General features: G+C 61.0%; 18 protein-coding genes. 10 read left to right on the plus strand and 8 right to left on the minus strand.

Annotation, left to right across the window (positions count from 1 at the left end):
- Positions 1-47 precede the first annotated feature (47 nt).
- From cbiB to EOL43_RS06470, 3 genes are read right to left on the minus strand one after another with little or no spacing between them, the layout of a single operon-like run.
- Entirely contained in the window at positions 48-965 is a 918-nt protein-coding gene (cbiB, locus tag EOL43_RS06460) for an adenosylcobinamide-phosphate synthase CbiB (protein ID WP_133486730.1), read from the minus strand.
- Entirely contained in the window at positions 962-1,903 is a 942-nt protein-coding gene (locus EOL43_RS06465) for a threonine-phosphate decarboxylase (RefSeq protein ID WP_133486732.1), read from the minus strand. The genes cbiB and EOL43_RS06465 overlap by 4 nt, the downstream gene beginning before the upstream one ends.
- Positions 1,900-2,271 (minus strand): DUF1636 family protein, encoded by a 372-nt coding sequence (locus EOL43_RS06470; protein ID WP_133486734.1) that lies wholly within the window; start codon positions 2,269-2,271, stop codon positions 1,900-1,902. The genes EOL43_RS06465 and EOL43_RS06470 overlap by 4 nt, the downstream gene beginning before the upstream one ends.
- Before the next feature lie 159 nt (positions 2,272-2,430).
- Between EOL43_RS06470 and EOL43_RS06475 the strand changes: the two genes are divergently transcribed.
- Genes EOL43_RS06475 through EOL43_RS06485 form a run of 3 tightly spaced genes read left to right on the plus strand, consistent with a single transcriptional unit; the run spans position 2,431 to position 4,425 of the window.
- Complete coding sequence (locus EOL43_RS06475; protein ID WP_133486736.1) at positions 2,431-2,829, plus strand: response regulator; 399 nt, start codon at positions 2,431-2,433, stop codon at positions 2,827-2,829.
- A gap of 55 nt (positions 2,830-2,884) precedes the next feature.
- Complete coding sequence (locus EOL43_RS06480) at positions 2,885-3,514, plus strand: HAD family hydrolase (protein WP_133486738.1); 630 nt, start codon at positions 2,885-2,887, stop codon at positions 3,512-3,514.
- Entirely contained in the window at positions 3,511-4,425 is a 915-nt protein-coding gene (locus EOL43_RS06485; RefSeq protein ID WP_133486740.1) for an ornithine cyclodeaminase family protein, read from the plus strand. The genes EOL43_RS06480 and EOL43_RS06485 overlap by 4 nt, the downstream gene beginning before the upstream one ends.
- Before the next feature lie 84 nt (positions 4,426-4,509).
- On the opposite strand, the gene rpsU is transcribed toward EOL43_RS06485, so the two are convergent.
- Positions 4,510-4,716, minus strand: coding sequence for a 30S ribosomal protein S21 (rpsU, locus tag EOL43_RS06490; RefSeq protein WP_007255353.1), 207 nt, complete (start codon positions 4,714-4,716; stop codon positions 4,510-4,512).
- Between the two features lie 111 nt (positions 4,717-4,827).
- On the opposite strand from rpsU, the gene EOL43_RS06495 reads away from it, so the two are divergent.
- The 3 genes from EOL43_RS06495 to EOL43_RS06505 are packed head-to-tail and all read left to right on the plus strand — an operon-like array spanning position 4,828 to position 7,138.
- A complete protein-coding gene (locus EOL43_RS06495; RefSeq protein ID WP_133486742.1) occupies positions 4,828-5,508 on the plus strand; it encodes a COQ9 family protein in 681 nt (226 codons plus the stop codon).
- Entirely contained in the window at positions 5,508-6,491 is a 984-nt protein-coding gene (locus EOL43_RS06500; protein WP_133486744.1) for an NAD(P)H-quinone oxidoreductase, read from the plus strand. The genes EOL43_RS06495 and EOL43_RS06500 overlap by 1 nt, the downstream gene beginning before the upstream one ends.
- Positions 6,491-7,138, plus strand: coding sequence for a sulfotransferase family 2 domain-containing protein (locus EOL43_RS06505; protein ID WP_133486746.1), 648 nt, complete (start codon positions 6,491-6,493; stop codon positions 7,136-7,138). Before EOL43_RS06500 ends, EOL43_RS06505 begins: the two co-directional genes overlap by 1 nt.
- Here EOL43_RS06505 and EOL43_RS06510 read toward each other — a convergent pair whose 3' ends face one another.
- Complete coding sequence (locus EOL43_RS06510) at positions 7,139-7,780, minus strand: ribonuclease T2 family protein (RefSeq protein ID WP_133486748.1); 642 nt, start codon at positions 7,778-7,780, stop codon at positions 7,139-7,141. It abuts the gene before it with no gap.
- Between the two features lie 147 nt (positions 7,781-7,927).
- Here EOL43_RS06510 and EOL43_RS06515 point away from each other — a divergent pair, with 147 nt between their 5' ends.
- Positions 7,928-8,665 carry a DUF1013 domain-containing protein gene (locus EOL43_RS06515; protein WP_133486750.1) on the plus strand — a complete coding sequence of 246 codons (738 nt, stop codon included), beginning with the start codon at positions 7,928-7,930 and terminating at the stop codon, positions 8,663-8,665.
- Between the two features lie 139 nt (positions 8,666-8,804).
- Positions 8,805-11,006, plus strand: coding sequence for an ATP-binding protein (locus tag EOL43_RS06520; RefSeq protein ID WP_133486752.1), 2,202 nt, complete (start codon positions 8,805-8,807; stop codon positions 11,004-11,006).
- On the opposite strand, the gene yaaA is transcribed toward EOL43_RS06520, so the two are convergent.
- The 3 genes from yaaA to EOL43_RS06535 are packed head-to-tail and all read right to left on the minus strand — an operon-like array spanning position 11,007 to position 14,163.
- On the minus strand, positions 11,007-11,768 hold the full coding sequence (gene yaaA, locus EOL43_RS06525) for a peroxide stress protein YaaA (RefSeq protein ID WP_133486754.1): 762 nt from the start codon (positions 11,766-11,768) through the stop codon (positions 11,007-11,009).
- Position 11,769: 1 nt separating this feature from the next.
- Positions 11,770-13,812, minus strand: coding sequence for a DNA helicase RecQ (gene recQ, locus EOL43_RS06530; RefSeq protein ID WP_133486756.1), 2,043 nt, complete (start codon positions 13,810-13,812; stop codon positions 11,770-11,772).
- Between the two features lie 60 nt (positions 13,813-13,872).
- Positions 13,873-14,163 carry a YggT family protein gene (locus tag EOL43_RS06535; protein ID WP_133486758.1) on the minus strand — a complete coding sequence of 97 codons (291 nt, stop codon included), beginning with the start codon at positions 14,161-14,163 and terminating at the stop codon, positions 13,873-13,875.
- Positions 14,164-14,289: 126 nt separating this feature from the next.
- On the opposite strand from EOL43_RS06535, the gene EOL43_RS06540 reads away from it, so the two are divergent.
- Together EOL43_RS06540 and EOL43_RS06545 are read left to right on the plus strand one after the other, a co-directional pair.
- Complete coding sequence (locus EOL43_RS06540; RefSeq protein WP_133486760.1) at positions 14,290-14,820, plus strand: thioesterase family protein; 531 nt, start codon at positions 14,290-14,292, stop codon at positions 14,818-14,820.
- Between the two features lie 69 nt (positions 14,821-14,889).
- Positions 14,890-16,221 (plus strand): MFS transporter, encoded by a 1,332-nt coding sequence (locus EOL43_RS06545; protein ID WP_133486762.1) that lies wholly within the window; start codon positions 14,890-14,892, stop codon positions 16,219-16,221.
- Positions 16,222-16,228: the final 7 nt, after the last annotated feature.

Genomic DNA, 16,228 nt, shown 5'->3' on the forward strand with positions numbered 1-16,228 from the left:
CATGTGAATACCTTGTTCTGCTCGGCAGGCAGATTACCGGATTCGCATCACGTGACAACCGCAACTAGGAACACGACGCCCAGCAGGACCAACCATGCCGACCAGAGCGCATCGACGGCCTGATCGACCTCTTTCGCGCCAATGTCGCGCGCGCCTTCGCCGTTCACCCACGGGAAGTCCCGCATTTCGCCATGATAGGCGCGGGGACCGGACAGGGCGACGTTCAGGGTGCGGGCCATTGCGGCCTCGGGCCAGCCTGCGTTGGGCGAGCGATGCAGGGGCGCGTCGCGACGGATCACCGACCACGCGGACCATTGGCGGCTGGCAAGGATCAGGATCAGCGCAGTCAGGCGGGCGGGTATCCAGTTCAGCACATCATCCAGTCGCGCGGCGAATTTTCCGAACTGTTCATAGCGTTCGTTGCGATAACCGATCATGCTGTCGGCGGTGTTGACCAGCTTATAGACCATCAGCCCCGGCAGACCTGCGATCAGGAACCAGAAGGCAGGCGCGACAACCCCGTCGGAGAAGTTTTCGGCCGCGCTTTCAATCGCGCCGCGGGCGATGGCGTCATCCGTCATGTCCTTGGTGTCGCGCCCGACGATCATGGCGACGGCCTGACGGCCCTCTTCGGTCGTTTGGCGCAGGGCGTCGGCCACGGCCTGCACATGTTGCGCCAAGGATTTCTGCGCCAGAAGGATTGCGGCTACGATGATTTCCAGCAACCCGCCGAAGGGAAGGTACTGGATCACTTGGCCAAGTATCCCGGCCACGGCGGCCAGAACGAAAACGCCCAGCGCACCGTTGAAGAAGCGGTTGTCGCCTTCGTTTAGATTGCGCTCTAGCCACCCAATCGCGCGGCCCATCAGAACCGCCGGATGCGGCACCCGTTTCCACGCCCAATCGGGCTCGCCCAGGAAGCCGTCCAAGATTAAAGCCAGAACCAGAGGTGCTGCGTAGATCATAGGGCAGTCTCCAACTGTGCCCAGCGATCCGGGTGCGGCAGCCCAAGGCGCAGCCAGCGGGTCGAATAGGGGAAGATGCGCGACCAGACGTGGCGTTCGGCCAAGCGGTCCTGCCACGCCTGCGCGTCGTCCACATCGTACAGACGGAACAGCGTCGTGCCGCCCAACGCCTTGGCGCCCTTGGCGGTCATCAGGGCATCCAGACGCGCGGTGTCGTCCGCCAACCGCACGCGCGTCGCGTCAGCCCATGCGACATCCTCAAGCGCCTGCGCGCCCAGTTCCAGTGCGGGGCCCGAGACCTGCCACGGCCCGATGGTGTCGCGCAGCTTGGCGATCAACGCGGGGTCTCCGATCACAAAACCCAGACGCAGCCCGGCCAGCCCCCAGAACTTGCCGAAGCTTTTCAGGATCAGCACGCCGGGTGTGGTCGCGGCGTCGATCAGGCTTTGATCGGGCATCACGTCACAGAAGCTTTCGTCGATCACCGTCAGCGTGCGGTCCAGATCCAGATCCGGCCAAACGCGACCGTCGGGGTTGTTGGGGTGCACCACCACGCGGGTGGGGGCAGCGTGGTCGACGACCTCCCACCCCTGTGCCTGAAAGCCAGCGGCGTGTTCGTTATAGGTCGGTCCTTCAATCTGCACCTGTCCGGCAGGCAGAAGCGAGGGAATGCGGGCGATCAGAGCAGACGCGCCGGGTGCGGCCAGAACCGCTGCATCGTCAGGGACAGTCCAGAACCTGCGCGCCGCAACCTCAAGCCGCGCAAACGCGCCTTTGTCTGGCAGCGCGGTCCACGCATCGGCCGAGAACACGCCCACGGGATAGGGCAGCGGGTTGATGCCCGTGGACAGATCCAGCCAGCCCGTGCGCGTGCCGCCGAACCGTGCGATGGCCGCGTCCAGCCCGCCCCCGTGATCGCGTTCTTTGGCTTGGGTCATGTGTCCTCCGGCAAGGGCGCGTGGCGCGTGACGAAATGGCCTTTCACGGCCTGCGGCCAATCGCGATAAGGGACCTGTCCGGTCTCACTGCCCGCGTGGGCCACAGCGTAGTCGACGATGCCTTGGGCGGCGTCCTTAGACACCTCGAAGCGGCCCAGCGTGTAGCACAGCTTGCCATGCGCCTGAACGGTCACGTTGCAGCTGTTGTCACAGCCCATCATGCAGGACACGCGGCGGGTGCGGACCTCGGTCCCATCAGCCTGCGCCTCGATCAGGGCGGCCAAAGCTTCGCCGTCGGTCTGCTCCATCCCGCGTTCAGCCCAATCGGCGTGTTTGCAGGTGTCACAGATGGTGATCCAAGTTGTCATGGCGCGCGCTCCTTCACTGTTGGGGATGGTTCAAACGGAAAATGCGGCGAAAGACAACGCAAATTGCGGCGAAGTGGCCGGGTTGGGCGACACAACGGCAGCAACGGTAAGATTGGCAGATGCTTCGGAACGTGTCATACCGCGCCCGCGGAGATTATTATGCAAGTACTTATTATCGAGGAAAACCCCGATCTGGCCCGGATGTGGTCGGCGCATCTGACGCGTCAGGGGATGAACGTGACGCATGCCGCGTCGAAAATCGAGGCGCACACGGCGGTGACCGAACGCGCCTTCGACGTGGTCATCCTAGACGCTGATATTGACGGTGGGCGGCCGATTGCGCTGGCGGATTATATTTCCTATCGCCTGCCATCCGCGCGGATCATCTTTGTGACCGGTACCAGCTTCTTTTCCGATGGCTCGATCTTTGCGTTGGCGTCCAATGCCCATGCCTGCGTGCCAACAGATTCGGACCCAGCGGACATTGTCAGCCTTGTCGACCACCACGCCCGCGCCGCGCGCCTGCAGGCAGGCCCCTCGAGCCCCGCGGACAGATAGCACGCACCCGCAGGTTTCGGCTTCCGTTTCCGGATAAACGAACTAAGGTCGCGGCATGACACAGAATACCCGCGTCACCGCCGTGGTCTTTGACATCGGCAACGTCCTGATCCGCTGGCAACCGGAAGAGCTCTATGACCAATGGGTCGGTCAGCCCCGCCGGGAAGAAATGTTCGCCGCCGTCGATTTGCATTTCATGAATGAACTGGTCGATCGGGGCGCGGATTTTCGGCAGGTGATCTATGATACGGCAGACAAACACCCGACCTACGCGGAAGAAATCCGCTGGTGGCATGATCGCTGGCTCGACATGGCCAGCCCCGCGATTGACCTGTCGGTGGCCACATTGCGTGCGTTGAAAGCCCGTGGCGTGCCGGTCTTTGCCTTGTCGAATTTCGGCATCGGCACGTTCGAGGTCGGAGAAGCCGCCTATGACTTCCTGTCTGACTTCGACCGCCGCTATATCTCGGGCCATATGGGCGTGACCAAGCCCAGCGCGCGGATCTATCAGATGCTGGAAGACGATTGCGGCCACGCACCAAACGGCCTTCTGTTCACCGATGACCGCGAAGAAAACATCGACGCCGCCGCCCAGCGCGGTTGGCAGACCCACCATTTCACCACGCCCCGCGCGTGGGCCGACACTCTGATCGCCCGCGACTTGATAAAGGAGAGCGACCTGTGACCCCCGAACTGATCCCGTTTGACGCCGATGCCCTTCTCAGCTGGCAGGGTCTGGCCGACGCTTTCCTTGCGGACCACACCAAACCCAAGGCCGAGATCGGGGACACGTTCCTCTATCGTGGCGAAGACACCATGTTGACCCGCTCGGCTTGGATCGATGGGCTGGGGATCGCGGTGAAGACCGCCAACATCATGCCGGGCAATCCCGGACGCGGCGAGCCGATGATCCATGGGGCGGTGAACCTCTATGATGATACCACCGGGCTGCTTGAGGCCATCGTGGATTTCCACCTTGTCACCAAGTGGAAGACGGCTGGCGACAGCGCCCTTGGCGCGCGGCTTCTGGCGCGGCCTGACAGCAAGGTCGTTTTGATCGTCGGCGCGGGCACGGTCGGGCGCAATCTGCGCGCGGCCTATGAGGCGATGTTCCCCGAGGCCCGTTTCCTGATCTGGAACCGCAGCCCGGAAGGTGCGGCCAAGTTTGCGGACGATTTCGACAAGACCGAGGCCGTCGACTCGCTGGAAGAAGGCTTTGCCCAAGCGGACATCATCACCTCGGCCACCATGACGACAGATCCCCTGATCAAGGGCGACTGGCTGCGCCCCGGCCAGCATCTGGACCTGATCGGCGCCTATCGCCCTGACATGCGCGAGGCCGACGACACCGCCCTGACCCGCGCCCGCCTGTTCATGGACAGCCGCGACACGGTGCTGGATCACATCGGCGAATTCAAAGACCCGCTGGCCCGCGGCGTGATCAGCCGCGACGACGTTGTGGGGGATCTATACGACCACAAGGATGGCGTCTTCACCCGCCAACCCGACGACATCACGCTCTACAAAAACGGCGGCGGCGCACATCTGGACCTGATGACCAGCCGCTATATCCTGAAGGCGTGGCAGAAGCGGTAGGCCCCAAAAACAACAAACCCCCGAAGCGGCTGCTGCGGGGGTCGCTGTGGGGCATGTTGCCATGTCCCGGAATGCCTTCAGGTCTTAAAGCAGACCTTCACGCTGCGCTTTCTTCCGAGCCAGCTTACGCTGACGACGAATCGCTTCCGCTTTCTCACGGGCTTTCTTCTCGGAGGGTTTCTCGAAATGCTGCTTAAGCTTCATTTCACGGAAAACACCTTCACGCTGAAGTTTTTTCTTCAACGCACGAAGCGCCTGGTCGACGTTGTTATCGCGAACCGATACCTGCATGTGGTTGTCACCACCTTTCTAAGTTAGAGTTTGCAAAAAGTTGCAGGAAGCTGGCTCATAGCAGCGACGAAGCCTCTTGTCCAGTTCGCCCTCAGATGCGAGGAAATAACTATGATTGAAAAAGACAAATTGCTTGAGGCGGCCCTGAACCACGTCCCATTTGACGGGTGGTCGGAGGCAACCCTTATCGCTGCTGCCGAAGATTGCGACCTGACCGAATCTGACGCGCGCGCGATGTATCCGCGTGGGGCGGTGGATCTGGCGCTGGCCTATCACCGCGCAGGCGACGCCAAGATGGTCGACCGGTTGACCGCCGCGGACCTGTCCGAGATGCGCTTTCGCGACAAGATCGCTGCGGGGGTGCGCTTTCGGTTGGAAGTCGCGGATAAGGAACTGGTCCGCAAGGGCATGGCCTTCTTCGCGATGCCGCAAAATGCCAGCGATGGGGCGGCTGCGTTGTGGCAGACTTGCGGATTGATCTGGGAGACATTGGGCGACAGCTCGACCGATCTGAACTGGTACACCAAGCGGGCGACGCTGTCGGCGGTCTATTCATCCGTCGTGCTGTTCTGGCTGGGCGATGAAAGCGAGGGAGATCAGGACACATGGGCCTTCTTGGACCGTCGCATCGACGACGTGATGCAGATCGAGAAATTCAAAGGACAGGCCCGCGGATCGGCGCTGTATAAGGCGTTCATGTCGGGGCCGGGCAAGATCTTGGATACGATCAAGGCCCCCGGCACTCCGAATCCGAACTACCCCGGCCGCTGGCACCCAGACGAGGACGAATAATGACCAACACCATGCGCGCAATTCAGATCACCGAGCCCGGTGGTCCAGACGTCCTGCAACTGTGCGAAGAACCCATCCCGACCCCGCGCCCGGGCGAGATCCTGATCAAGGTCGCCTATGCCGGGGTAAACCGCCCCGATGCGTTGCAACGTGCGGGCAGCTATGCCCCGCCCCCCACCGCAAGCCCCCTGCCCGGCCTTGAGGCCTCGGGCGAGGTTGTGGCGCTGGGCGACGGGGTGACCCAGTGGGCCGTGGGCGACAAGGTCTGTGCCCTTCTGCCCGGTGGTGGCTATGCAGAATACGCGACAACTCCGGCGGCCCACGCCCTGCGCATCCCCGACGGCATGGGGATGAAAGAAGCCGCCTGCCTGCCCGAAACCTTCTTCACCGTCTGGTCCAACGTCTTCATGCGCGGTGGGCTGCAAGCAGGCGAGCGGTTCTTGGTCCACGGTGGCAGCTCGGGCATCGGCACCACGGCCATTCAACTGGCCAACGCCTTTGGTGCCCGCGTCTTCACCACCGCTGGCTCGGACGAGAAATGCGCCGTGTGCACCGATCTGGGGGCCGAACGGGCGATCAACTATAAAGACGAAGATTTCGTCGAGGTACTGAAGCCCGAGGGCGGTGCCAACCTGATCCTCGACATGGTGGGTGGGGGCTATATCGCCCGCAACATCAAATGTCTGGCCGTAGAAGGCCGCATGGTCCACATCGCCTTTCTGTCCGGCCCCAAGGCCGAGATCAACTTCGCGATGATCATGGCCAAACGCCTGACCGTCACCGGATCGACCCTGCGCCCGCAATCGGATCTGGCCAAGGCCCGCATCGCCGAGGAACTGGCCGAGAAGGTCTGGCCCCTTCTGGATGCAGGCCGCATCGCGCCGGTCATGGATCAGGTCTTCGCGCTGGAAGACGCCAACAAAGCCCATGCCCGGATGGAAACCAGCCAGCATATCGGCAAGATCGTGTTGGAGATCCGCTAGTGCCCTATATCGAACATGGCGGAAAACGGATCCTGTTCGTCCACATCCCCAAGACGGGCGGGTCTTCAGTCGAAGACTGGCTCGCCTCGATTGCGCCGCTTCGGCTGCATAACCCGATCCCGACCAACGGGCTGCGCCTGACCCCGCAGCACCTGCGGATGACGGATATCGAAGCCATGTTCGGCGCGGATTATTTCGACTTTGTCTTTGCCATCGTGCGTGACCCGTACAAGCGGATCGAATCCGAATTCAAAATGCGCACGGAACGCTCGGCCGATGTGATCGCGTCGAAAGGCCGTTTCCAGTCATGGCTGGATCGCGTACTGAACAAGGCCAAGACGGATCCGTTCTTTCTGGACGGCCACCTGATCCCACAATGGGACTTCCTGACCGAGGCCTGCACGATCTATCGGTTCGAGGATGGCATTGGCGAGATCATCAAGGACGTGGCCGAGAAAACCCGCCTACCCCTGCCCCACGAGATCCCGCACCATCGTGGCTCAAAACCCCAGCAGGTCGAGATCAACTGGACGGCGCACGGCACGATCACGACGAACCAGAAGTACCGGGCAGATTTCGAAAACCTCGGCTACGAGATGCGGAAAACGAGCTTTAAGGCGCGCGTGGTTCACCTTTTGAGGTCGTAACTACTTGATCGGATCCAGCAACGCCCGCTGCGCCGTGCAATCGCGCACCACGTCGCGGGCGCATGTTCTGGGTTCGAGGTCTTTGGTCAGGCACAGGCGCGCCTCTTGGATGCGGTCGGCTTTGCAGGTGATGGTCAGCATGTCCGCGTGCCAGTCGGGATTGGCCTGAAGGAATGCCTCTTCCACCACGGACGCAGGCAGGCGCACGGAATTGGTTAGTTTGCGGAACACTTCGGGGCGGTTCACGGCGCCAAATGCCTTTCGCACGAGGTCATAGTACACTTCGGCTTCAATGCCCGCGCAGGACCCGTGTTTCTTCCACTGATACCATGCGGCCCCACCCGTACCGAACAGATCGGCCTGTGCTGCGGTCATGGATCGGGACGGCGCACGCACGGCGGTTTTGCAATAGCTCGGCCAGCCGTTTTCGTATTGCGGCCACAGCCCATGCACGACCCAGCCCAGATCGCGTGACGGATCGCATTGCTCGGACCCGCGCTGATCGCCGGTCGTGGCACACCAGTTGGGAGACCAGCTGAGTGACAGGACGTAGTAATCGAAATCCCCGGCGCGTTCGCCCTCGGCCACGCAGGCCCATGCTGCACTCAGCCAGATCAAGCCGCTCAAGACCAGTTGACGCATTTGCCCTTCCCTCTTTCACCTTCCTTCCTTATATAGACCCCAAGTTCCCCGACAACGGAAACCCGTCTGGAAGGTCAGAAGACGCCAGACAGCCCAGCCAGGGCGCGGGAAAGTTGTATCCGGGCCGATATTGTAAGGAGTGTTCAGATGAGCAAACTGATCATGGCAAAAGCCACCGCTGTTTGGCTGGTGGACAACACGACGATCAGCTTCAAGCAGATCGCGGATTTCTGTGGCCTGCACGAGCTGGAAGTGCAGGGCATTGCGGATGGCGACGTCGCCACCGGTGTTAAAGGTTTCGATCCGGTAGCCAACAACCAGTTGGATCAAGAAGAGATCGACAAGGCCGAAGCGAACCCGCTGCACAAGCTGAAGCAGAAGTTCTATGCCGCAGCCGCCGGTGAAGAAAAACGCCGTGGCCCGCGCTATACGCCGCTGTCCAAGCGTCAGGACCGTCCGAACTCGATCCTGTGGCTGGTGAAGTTCCACCCGGAACTGGCCGACGCCCAGATCGCGAAGCTGGTCGGCACCACCAAGCCGACCATTCAGGCAATCCGCGAGCGCACCCACTGGAACATCCAGAACATGGAGCCCATCGACCCGGTTGCTCTGGGTCTGTGCCGTCAGAGCGAGCTGGACCAGGCCGTTCAGAAAGCCGCTGCCAAGCAGGCTAAAGAGGGTGGCGTCATGTCGGATGACGAGCGCCGCAAGCTGGTTTCGACCGAGCAGAGCCTGGCAATGGATACCGAGCCCAAGATGCCCAGCGCCATCGAAGGGCTGGAAACCTTCTCGTTGTCCGATGCACCGGAAGAGAAAGAGGAAGAACTGCCCGATGCAGACAGCTTCTTCAACCTTCCGGACTCGACCGACGAAGACGACGAATAAGATCCCAAACCCCGGCCCCGCGCCGGGGTTTTTCGTTGCCGGATCCGTGCGCCTCAAATTTTCCGGGTCTTGTTAAGTTCCTGTTCACCGTGATCGACGATGCTGCCTTGGACAGTTTCGGAAGACCGGAGAACCGGGGATGAAAATCGAAGATATTCTTGCACAGGAACGGCGGGCCAGAATGGCCGCTGAACGGCTGTTGGCCCAGAAACAGGCCGAGCTATCGGATGCCAACCGAATACTGTCTTTGCACGCATTATCACTGTCGGACGAGATTACCGAGACCCGCGAAGTCGTCGAGGAAATCAAAGGGGAGAACACCCAGGTCCGCGCAGACCTAGAGCGTGCCAACAAGGAAGTGGTGATTGCCAAACGGCGGCTGTGGGATTCGCTGGAGACCATCGAAGATGGGTTCGCCGTCTTCGATCAGACCGACCGCATGATTGCCGCCAACAGCGCTTATCTGAAGCCCTTCGATGGTCTAACCTGTGTGGCGCCGGGCATCCGCTATGTCGATATCCTGAGCATCGCCACAGAAGAAGGCATCGTGGATATTGGCGACCTGCGCCCGCTGGTGTGGCGCGATATGATGCTGGCGCGCTGGCATGCCCCCAAACGCGATCCGCTGAATTTGCGCCTGTGGGACGGCACCCATATCCGGCTGATCGACCGACGCTCGCGCGATGGGGATATGGTGTGCCTTGGGCTGAACATCACCGAAACCATCACCTATCAAACCAAGTTGAAAGAGGCCCGCCACCGTGCCGAGGCCGCAAACCGAGCCAAGTCCGCCTTCCTTGCCAATATGAGCCACGAAATTCGCACGCCAATGAACGGCGTTGTTTCGATGGCCGAGCTGATGGCGGAAGGCGAGCTGGACGACGAACAGCGCCTGTATGTGGATACGATCCGCAAATCCGGCGAGGCGCTTTTGACCATCATCAACGACGTGCTGGACTACTCGAAGATCGAAGCCGCGAAGTTGGCGCTCCACCCTGAGCCCTTCGATCTTGAGAAAACCATCCTGGACGTGGTGACCCTGCTACAGCCCACCGTGCAGGAAAAAGGCATCCAGCTGTCGATTGATTTCGACCTGTTCATGCCCACGAAATTCATGGGTGACGCAGTACGCTTGCGGCAGATTTTGACCAACCTGATCGGCAACGCGGTCAAGTTCACGTCGGAAGGGCATGTGTTGGTCCGCGCAATCGGTCTGCCTGCTGACGATGACAAGGATTACCGCGTGCATCTCTCGGTCGAAGACAGTGGCATCGGTATTCCAAAGGACAAGCAAGCCCACATCTTTGGCGAGTTCAATCAGGTCGAGGACGAACGCAACCGCCGCTATGAGGGCACCGGACTGGGCCTTGCCATCGTCAAGCGCCTCGTCAAGCTGATGGACGGTGAGATCTGGCTGGAAAGCGAAGAGGGCGAGGGCTCGTGCTTTGGGTTCAACATCTCGCTACCCGCGCTCGAACATGTGGTCGAACCCAACCTGCCGGATGCACCGGGCAAAGCCGTGCTGGCCCTGACTGACGGGCTGAACAAGACTATCTTAGAAAAACGCCTTAAGGCGCTGGGGTTTGAGGTCACGCTGACCTCAGCGACCGCCAATTTAATGGATATGTGCCATGGCGCACGGCTGGTTTTCGTGGACGAGGCGCTTTGTGCGACCGCGTCATCAGTTGCCAATCCGTTATCGGCTCTGAAATCCGCTTACCCTGACAGCACTCTGATCCTTCTAACCCCTCCGCAGAAACGCGAACCAGATTGCAGCTGCACTGCCGTCACGTCCTATATCCTGCACACCCCTGTCTTGCGTGAGGTGCTGTTCGACACGCTCAGCCAGATCAGTTCAGCGCCCAAGGTGCTGCCCGAGGAACCGCCACAGGTCGACACCCAACCCGAAGATACCGTCACACCCGTCGATCATACCCGCGCCATGCGTGTGCTGGCCGCCGAGGATAATAAGACCAACCAGCTGGTGTTCTCGAAGCTGGTCAAATCCCTGAACATCGACCTGCGCTTTGCCAATAATGGGCTGGAAGCGGTCGAGGCATTCTTGGATTTCAAGCCTGACCTGATCTTCATGGACATTTCGATGCCCGAGGTCGACGGCAAAGAAGCCACCCGTCGCATTCGCTTGATCGAGCAAGATCAGAACATGCCCCGCACCCGCATCGTCGCCCTGACCGCGCATGCGATGACAGGCGATGCGGAAGAGGTCATGGCATTCGGATTGGACAACTACCTAACCAAACCGCTGCGCAAATCGGTCATTTTTGACGAGATCATGGGCAGTTGCCCCGGTGACGCGACGGCGCCGATGGACGACGTCTGATCACCCCTCGTCGCGCAGGAACACCGGCTGGTCCGGGGTGCTCATCTCGGGCTGGTATTGGTAACCGCCCAGATCGAACTCGGTCAGGGCCGCAGGATCGCGCAGGCGATTTTGCACCACATAGCGCGCCATCGATCCACGCGCCTTCTTGGCATAGAAGCTGACCACTTTCGGCGCGCCGTTCTTCATCTCCATGAATTGGGGCGTGATCACGCGCAGCGCCAACCGGTCCTTCTGCACAGCCGAGAAATACTCGACCGAGGCACAATTCACCAAAACCTCGCTTTGGGTCTCGTCACCCGCTGAGTTCAAAGCATCCGCAATGCGCGGCCCCCAGAATTCATAGAGGTTCTTGCCGCGCGGGTTCTGCATCCGCGTGCCCATCTCAAGCCGGTGCGGCGCGATCTGGTCGCGTGGGCGCAACAGGCCGTAAAGGCCCGACAGCAGACACAGATGGTCATCGGCATAGCGTAACGCGTCTTCATCCAGACTGGGCGCATCAAGGCCCGCATAGGTATCGCCCGCGAACATCTCGATCGCAGGCTTTTCACCTTCGCCACTGCCAAACGCGTCGAAGCGCTCGGCATTCAGCGCACCAAGCTTGGGCGAGATATGCATGAGCTTTTGCAGCCCCTCCGCCCCGACACCCCGCGCGGTTTCCGCCAGAATTTCGGCCTGATCCAAGAACCGAGGCCGCGTGCCCGCCCCGTTCAGGGCCGGTTTTTCGTCCAATCGTTTGGCAGGGGAAACCACAACCAGCATGTCAGTCCTCTTCGCTTAGAATTTCCAAAAACGCGGGGCCGAACCGTTCGGCCTTGGCGTCATTCATCCCCGGCATACGGCCCAGATCTCCGATGCTCATCGGTTTGCGTTCAGCAATTTTACGTAGGGTGCCGGGCGCAATGGTCAAGTATTTCCCGGTGCCATCTTCGCCACGCAGCAGTTCCGTCGCGGCGTCCTGCAACCGGTCAAACAGACTGCCCGCCGCGCGGCCGGCCAGTTTGCGGCGGGCGGGGTGCATGTGCTCGACCTCGCCTGCGATGACTTGAAGGAAGTCGGCCCCATAGCTTTCCAACTTCTTCGCGCCAACGCCGCCAATCCGCGCCATGTCGTCCAACGTGGCGGGTCGGGTTTCGGCCATTTCGATCAGGGTTTTGTCGGTGAAGACCACATAGGCGGGGACGCGGGCGGCCTCGGCCAGCGCGCGGCGTTTGGCTTTGAGCGCCGAGAGCAGCGGCGCGTCTTCCTCAGACACCAGCATCTTGGCGGCAGGCCTGCGCGCAGCTTTCAACGTGTCGCGCCGAAGCGTGACCTGCGCCTCGCCCCGCAGGACCGGATGCGCCTTTTGCGTGATGCGCAGCGCGCCGTGGCGTTCCGGATCGGGTCGCACCAGATCCAGCCCCAGCATCTGCCGGAAGATCGCCTGCCACATCGGCTTTGTATGGTCCTGCCCCACCCCGAAGGTCGGCAGGCTGTCATGGCCACGTTCCTGCACACGATCCGTCATCGTTCCGCGCAGAATGTCGATCAGATGCCCTGCGCCAAAGCTTTCGTCCGTGCGCAGAATGGCCGACAGCGCCTTCATCACGTCGACCGTTCCGTCGAACAGATCTGGAGGGTTGGAGCAGAGGTCGCAATTCCCACAAGGTTCAGCCTCTTCCCCGAAATAGGCCAGAAGCTGCTGGCGGCGGCAACCATGTGCCTCGGCCAGACCCAGAAGCGCATTCAGACGCCCGTGATCAGCAGCGCGGCGTTCCGGCGGGGCAAGCCCTTCGTCGATCTGGGTGCGGCGAAAGCGGATGTCGTCGGCACCGAACAGGGTCAAAGTTTCGGCTGGCGCGCCATCGCGGCCCGCGCGGCCGATTTCTTGGTAGTAGGCTTCAATGGATTTCGGCAGATCGGAATGGGCGACCCAGCGGATGTCTGGCTTGTCGACGCCCATGCCGAAGGCGACTGTGGCGACCACGATCAGCCCGTCTTCCTGTTGGAAACGGCGTTCGACCTCGCGGCGGTCATCGGGCTCCATGCCGCCATGATAATGCACGGCCGCGTGGCCCGCATCGCGCAGAGCGTTGGCCAAGGTTTCAGTCCGGGCGCGCGTTCCAGAATAGACGATGCCCGACTGGCCCTTGCGGGCAGCGGCAAAGGACAGAATTTGTTGGCGGGGCGAATTCTTGGCGGCAAAGGCCAGATGGATGTTGGGTCGGTCAAAGCCCCGCAAGAACGCAGCGGGGGCGACACCGTCAAACAGCTTCTCGACAATCTCGGCCCGGGTTTCTTCATCGGCGGTCGCGGTAAAGGCGGCGAGAGGTACGTCCAACATGCGGCGCAGCTCGCCGATCCTCAGATAGTCGGGGCGGAAATCGTGGCCCCACTGGCTGACGCAATGCGCCTCGTCCACGGCGATCAGGCTGGTGCCGATCCGACGCAAAAGGTTCAGCGTCCCGCCCGAGGCCAAACGCTCGGGCGCCATATACAGCAGCTTCAGCTCGCCGCGCTCCAACGCGTCAAACACCGCATCGGTTTCTTCCTGCGTGTTGCCCGAGGTCAGCGCCCCCGCCGACACGCCCGCCGCCTGCAGCCCACGGACTTGGTCGCGCATCAGGGCAATCAGCGGCGAAATCACCACCGTCACCCCGTCGCGCACCAGCGCAGGCAATTGAAAGCACAGGGATTTTCCACCACCCGTTGGCATGATCGCCAAGGTGTTCTGACCATCACACACGGCCTGCACGATCTCGGCCTGACCGGGCCGAAAGTCATCGAAGCCGAAAACGGATTTCAGAAGATCAAGGTCGCGGGGCATGTGTGTGCTGCTCGGTGTTTTGCCAGCACAATCCCATGCCCGCGCGTGGGCAGCAAGGGGTTAGTAGGCGGCCGAGTACAAAGCGTCGTTCAGCACGATCCGAATGGCCATCAGCGCAATCAGGGCGACCAGCGGCGCCAGATCCAGATTACCCAAGTTGGGCAGGAAGCCACGGATTCGGGAATAGATCGGCTCGAGCAGTTTATTCAGGCCGAACCAGATCTGCGCGACGATCGGCTGGCGCAGGTTCAGCACCTGGAAATTGATCAGCCAAGACATGACGATGTGCACGATCAGGATGAACCAAGCAATTTCGGTAAGCATCAGAAGGATTTTAAGAATGCTGATCATGTCGGCTCCTTGCAAGTTGGTCACACCCATCTAGGTCGCCTGACCCGCAAGAGCAAGGGTGACGCGCGGTTGGCATTGACGTTTGGGGAAAGGCGCGGCAGGGCAACCACATTCATAGGAGCCGCCATGTACCCCTTCGTCCGCATGATCAAAGAGATGGTCAAATTCGCCAAGGCCGAGCCGCTGCCCGTCGATGGCGTCCATATCAGCCACCACCGCTGCTGGCCGTGGGATATCGACCTATGGCGCGAGCTGAACAATGGCCGCACCCTGACCATGTATGATCTGGGCCGCATTCCGCTGGCGGGTCGCACCGGGCTAAGTCGCACCCTGATCAAGAACCGCTGGGGACTGACCATGGCAGGGGCCAGCGTGCGCTATCGCAAACGCATCCGCACCTTCGCGCGGTTCGAGATGCGCAGCCGCTTGGTCGGGTGGGACGACAAATTCTTTTATGTGGAACAAAGCATGTGGCTGGGCGAAGACTGTGCGAACCAGATCATCTATCGCTCGGCGGTGACGGATCGCAGCGGGATTGTATCTACGGACAGGGTGCGAACGGCCATTGGCCATGCGGGACCCGCGCCCGCGCTGCCTGAATGGGTACAAGCCTGGATCGCGGCTGACGCAACGAGACCTTGGCCCCCCGAAATGTAATCCCCTTGCCCGCGCGCCTGTTTCCCTGTTTGATCAACAAAAAGCACACAGGCATCTTCAGGGGCAAACATGGCAGAGATCTCGGCACGCAAGCGCATCTGGGGATGGTTCTTTTTCGATTGGGCCAGCCAACCATATAACACGTTGATCCTGACCTTCGTATTTGCTCCGTATTTCAAGACCGTTGTTGGCGATGGCGCACAGGCGCAGGCCAGTTGGGGATTTGCCGTTGGCACCTGTGGCCTGATCATCGCGATCCTCGCCCCCATTCTGGGCGCCTTCGCCGATAACTCGGGCAATCGTCTGCGATGGATCTGGCTGTTCTCGATCATGTACGTGATCGGCAGCTTCGGGCTGTGGTATGCAGCCCCCGATAATTTCAACATGACGCTTATTCTGATCCTCTTCGGCATCGGCCTGATCGGGATGGAGTTCGCAACGATCTTCACCAACGCCATGCTGCCCGACCTCGGCTCGCGCGAGGAAATCGGCAGCATTTCAGGTAATGGCTGGGCGTTTGGCTATATCGGTGGCCTTCTGACCCTGATCATCATGCTGGCGCTATTCGTCGAGCAACCAAACGGCAAGACCCTGATCGGCATGACACCCCCGTTCGGGCTGGACCCCGCCGCGAAAGAGGGCACGCGCTTCGTCGGCCCGCTGACTGCGGTCTGGTATGCGCTGTTCATGATCCCGTTTTTCCTATGGGTACGTGATCCGAAACCGGTCAGCAGCGATCCCCTGTTGGTGCGTCACGCGCTGGCGAGCCTTTGGAAAACGCTGAAATCCCTGCCCCACTCGCCCAGCCTGTTTGCCTATCTCAGCAGCTCGATGTTCTATCGCGATGCGCTGAACGGGATGTACACTTTTGGTGGCATCTATGCGGCGGGCGTGTTGAACTGGTCCGTGGTCGACGTGGGCATCTTCGGCATTCTGGCGATCATCACTGGCGCGATTTTCGCATGGATCGGCGGGCGCGCAGACAGGCGCTTTGGCCCGAAGCCCGTCATCACCACCTGCATTCTGGTGCTGACCTTCGTGGCCATCTGTATCGTCTTCATCTCACGCGAGAGCGTGTTTGGCATGCCGGTCGAGCCTGACAGCAAGCTGCCGGATATCGGCTTCTACATCCTGGGCGCGCTGATCGGGGCCGCGGGTGGCGCGCTGCAATCGGCCAGCCGTACCATGATGGTCCGCCAAGCCAACCCGGAACGGATGACCGAAGCGTTTGGCCTCTATGCCCTTGCTGGCAAGGCCACCAGCTTTCTTGCGCCCTTCCTGATCGGCATCATCACGGCGGCGACGGGCAGCCAGCAGCTCGGCGTCTCCCCGCTTATCGGGCTCTTTGTTCTGGGACTTGTCCTATTGATCTGGGTTAAACCCAAAGGCACTCACGCGTAGGTTTTCA

This window comes from Aliiroseovarius marinus, assembly GCF_004360145.1.
GTDB classification, from domain to species: domain Bacteria; phylum Pseudomonadota; class Alphaproteobacteria; order Rhodobacterales; family Rhodobacteraceae; genus Aliiroseovarius; species Aliiroseovarius marinus.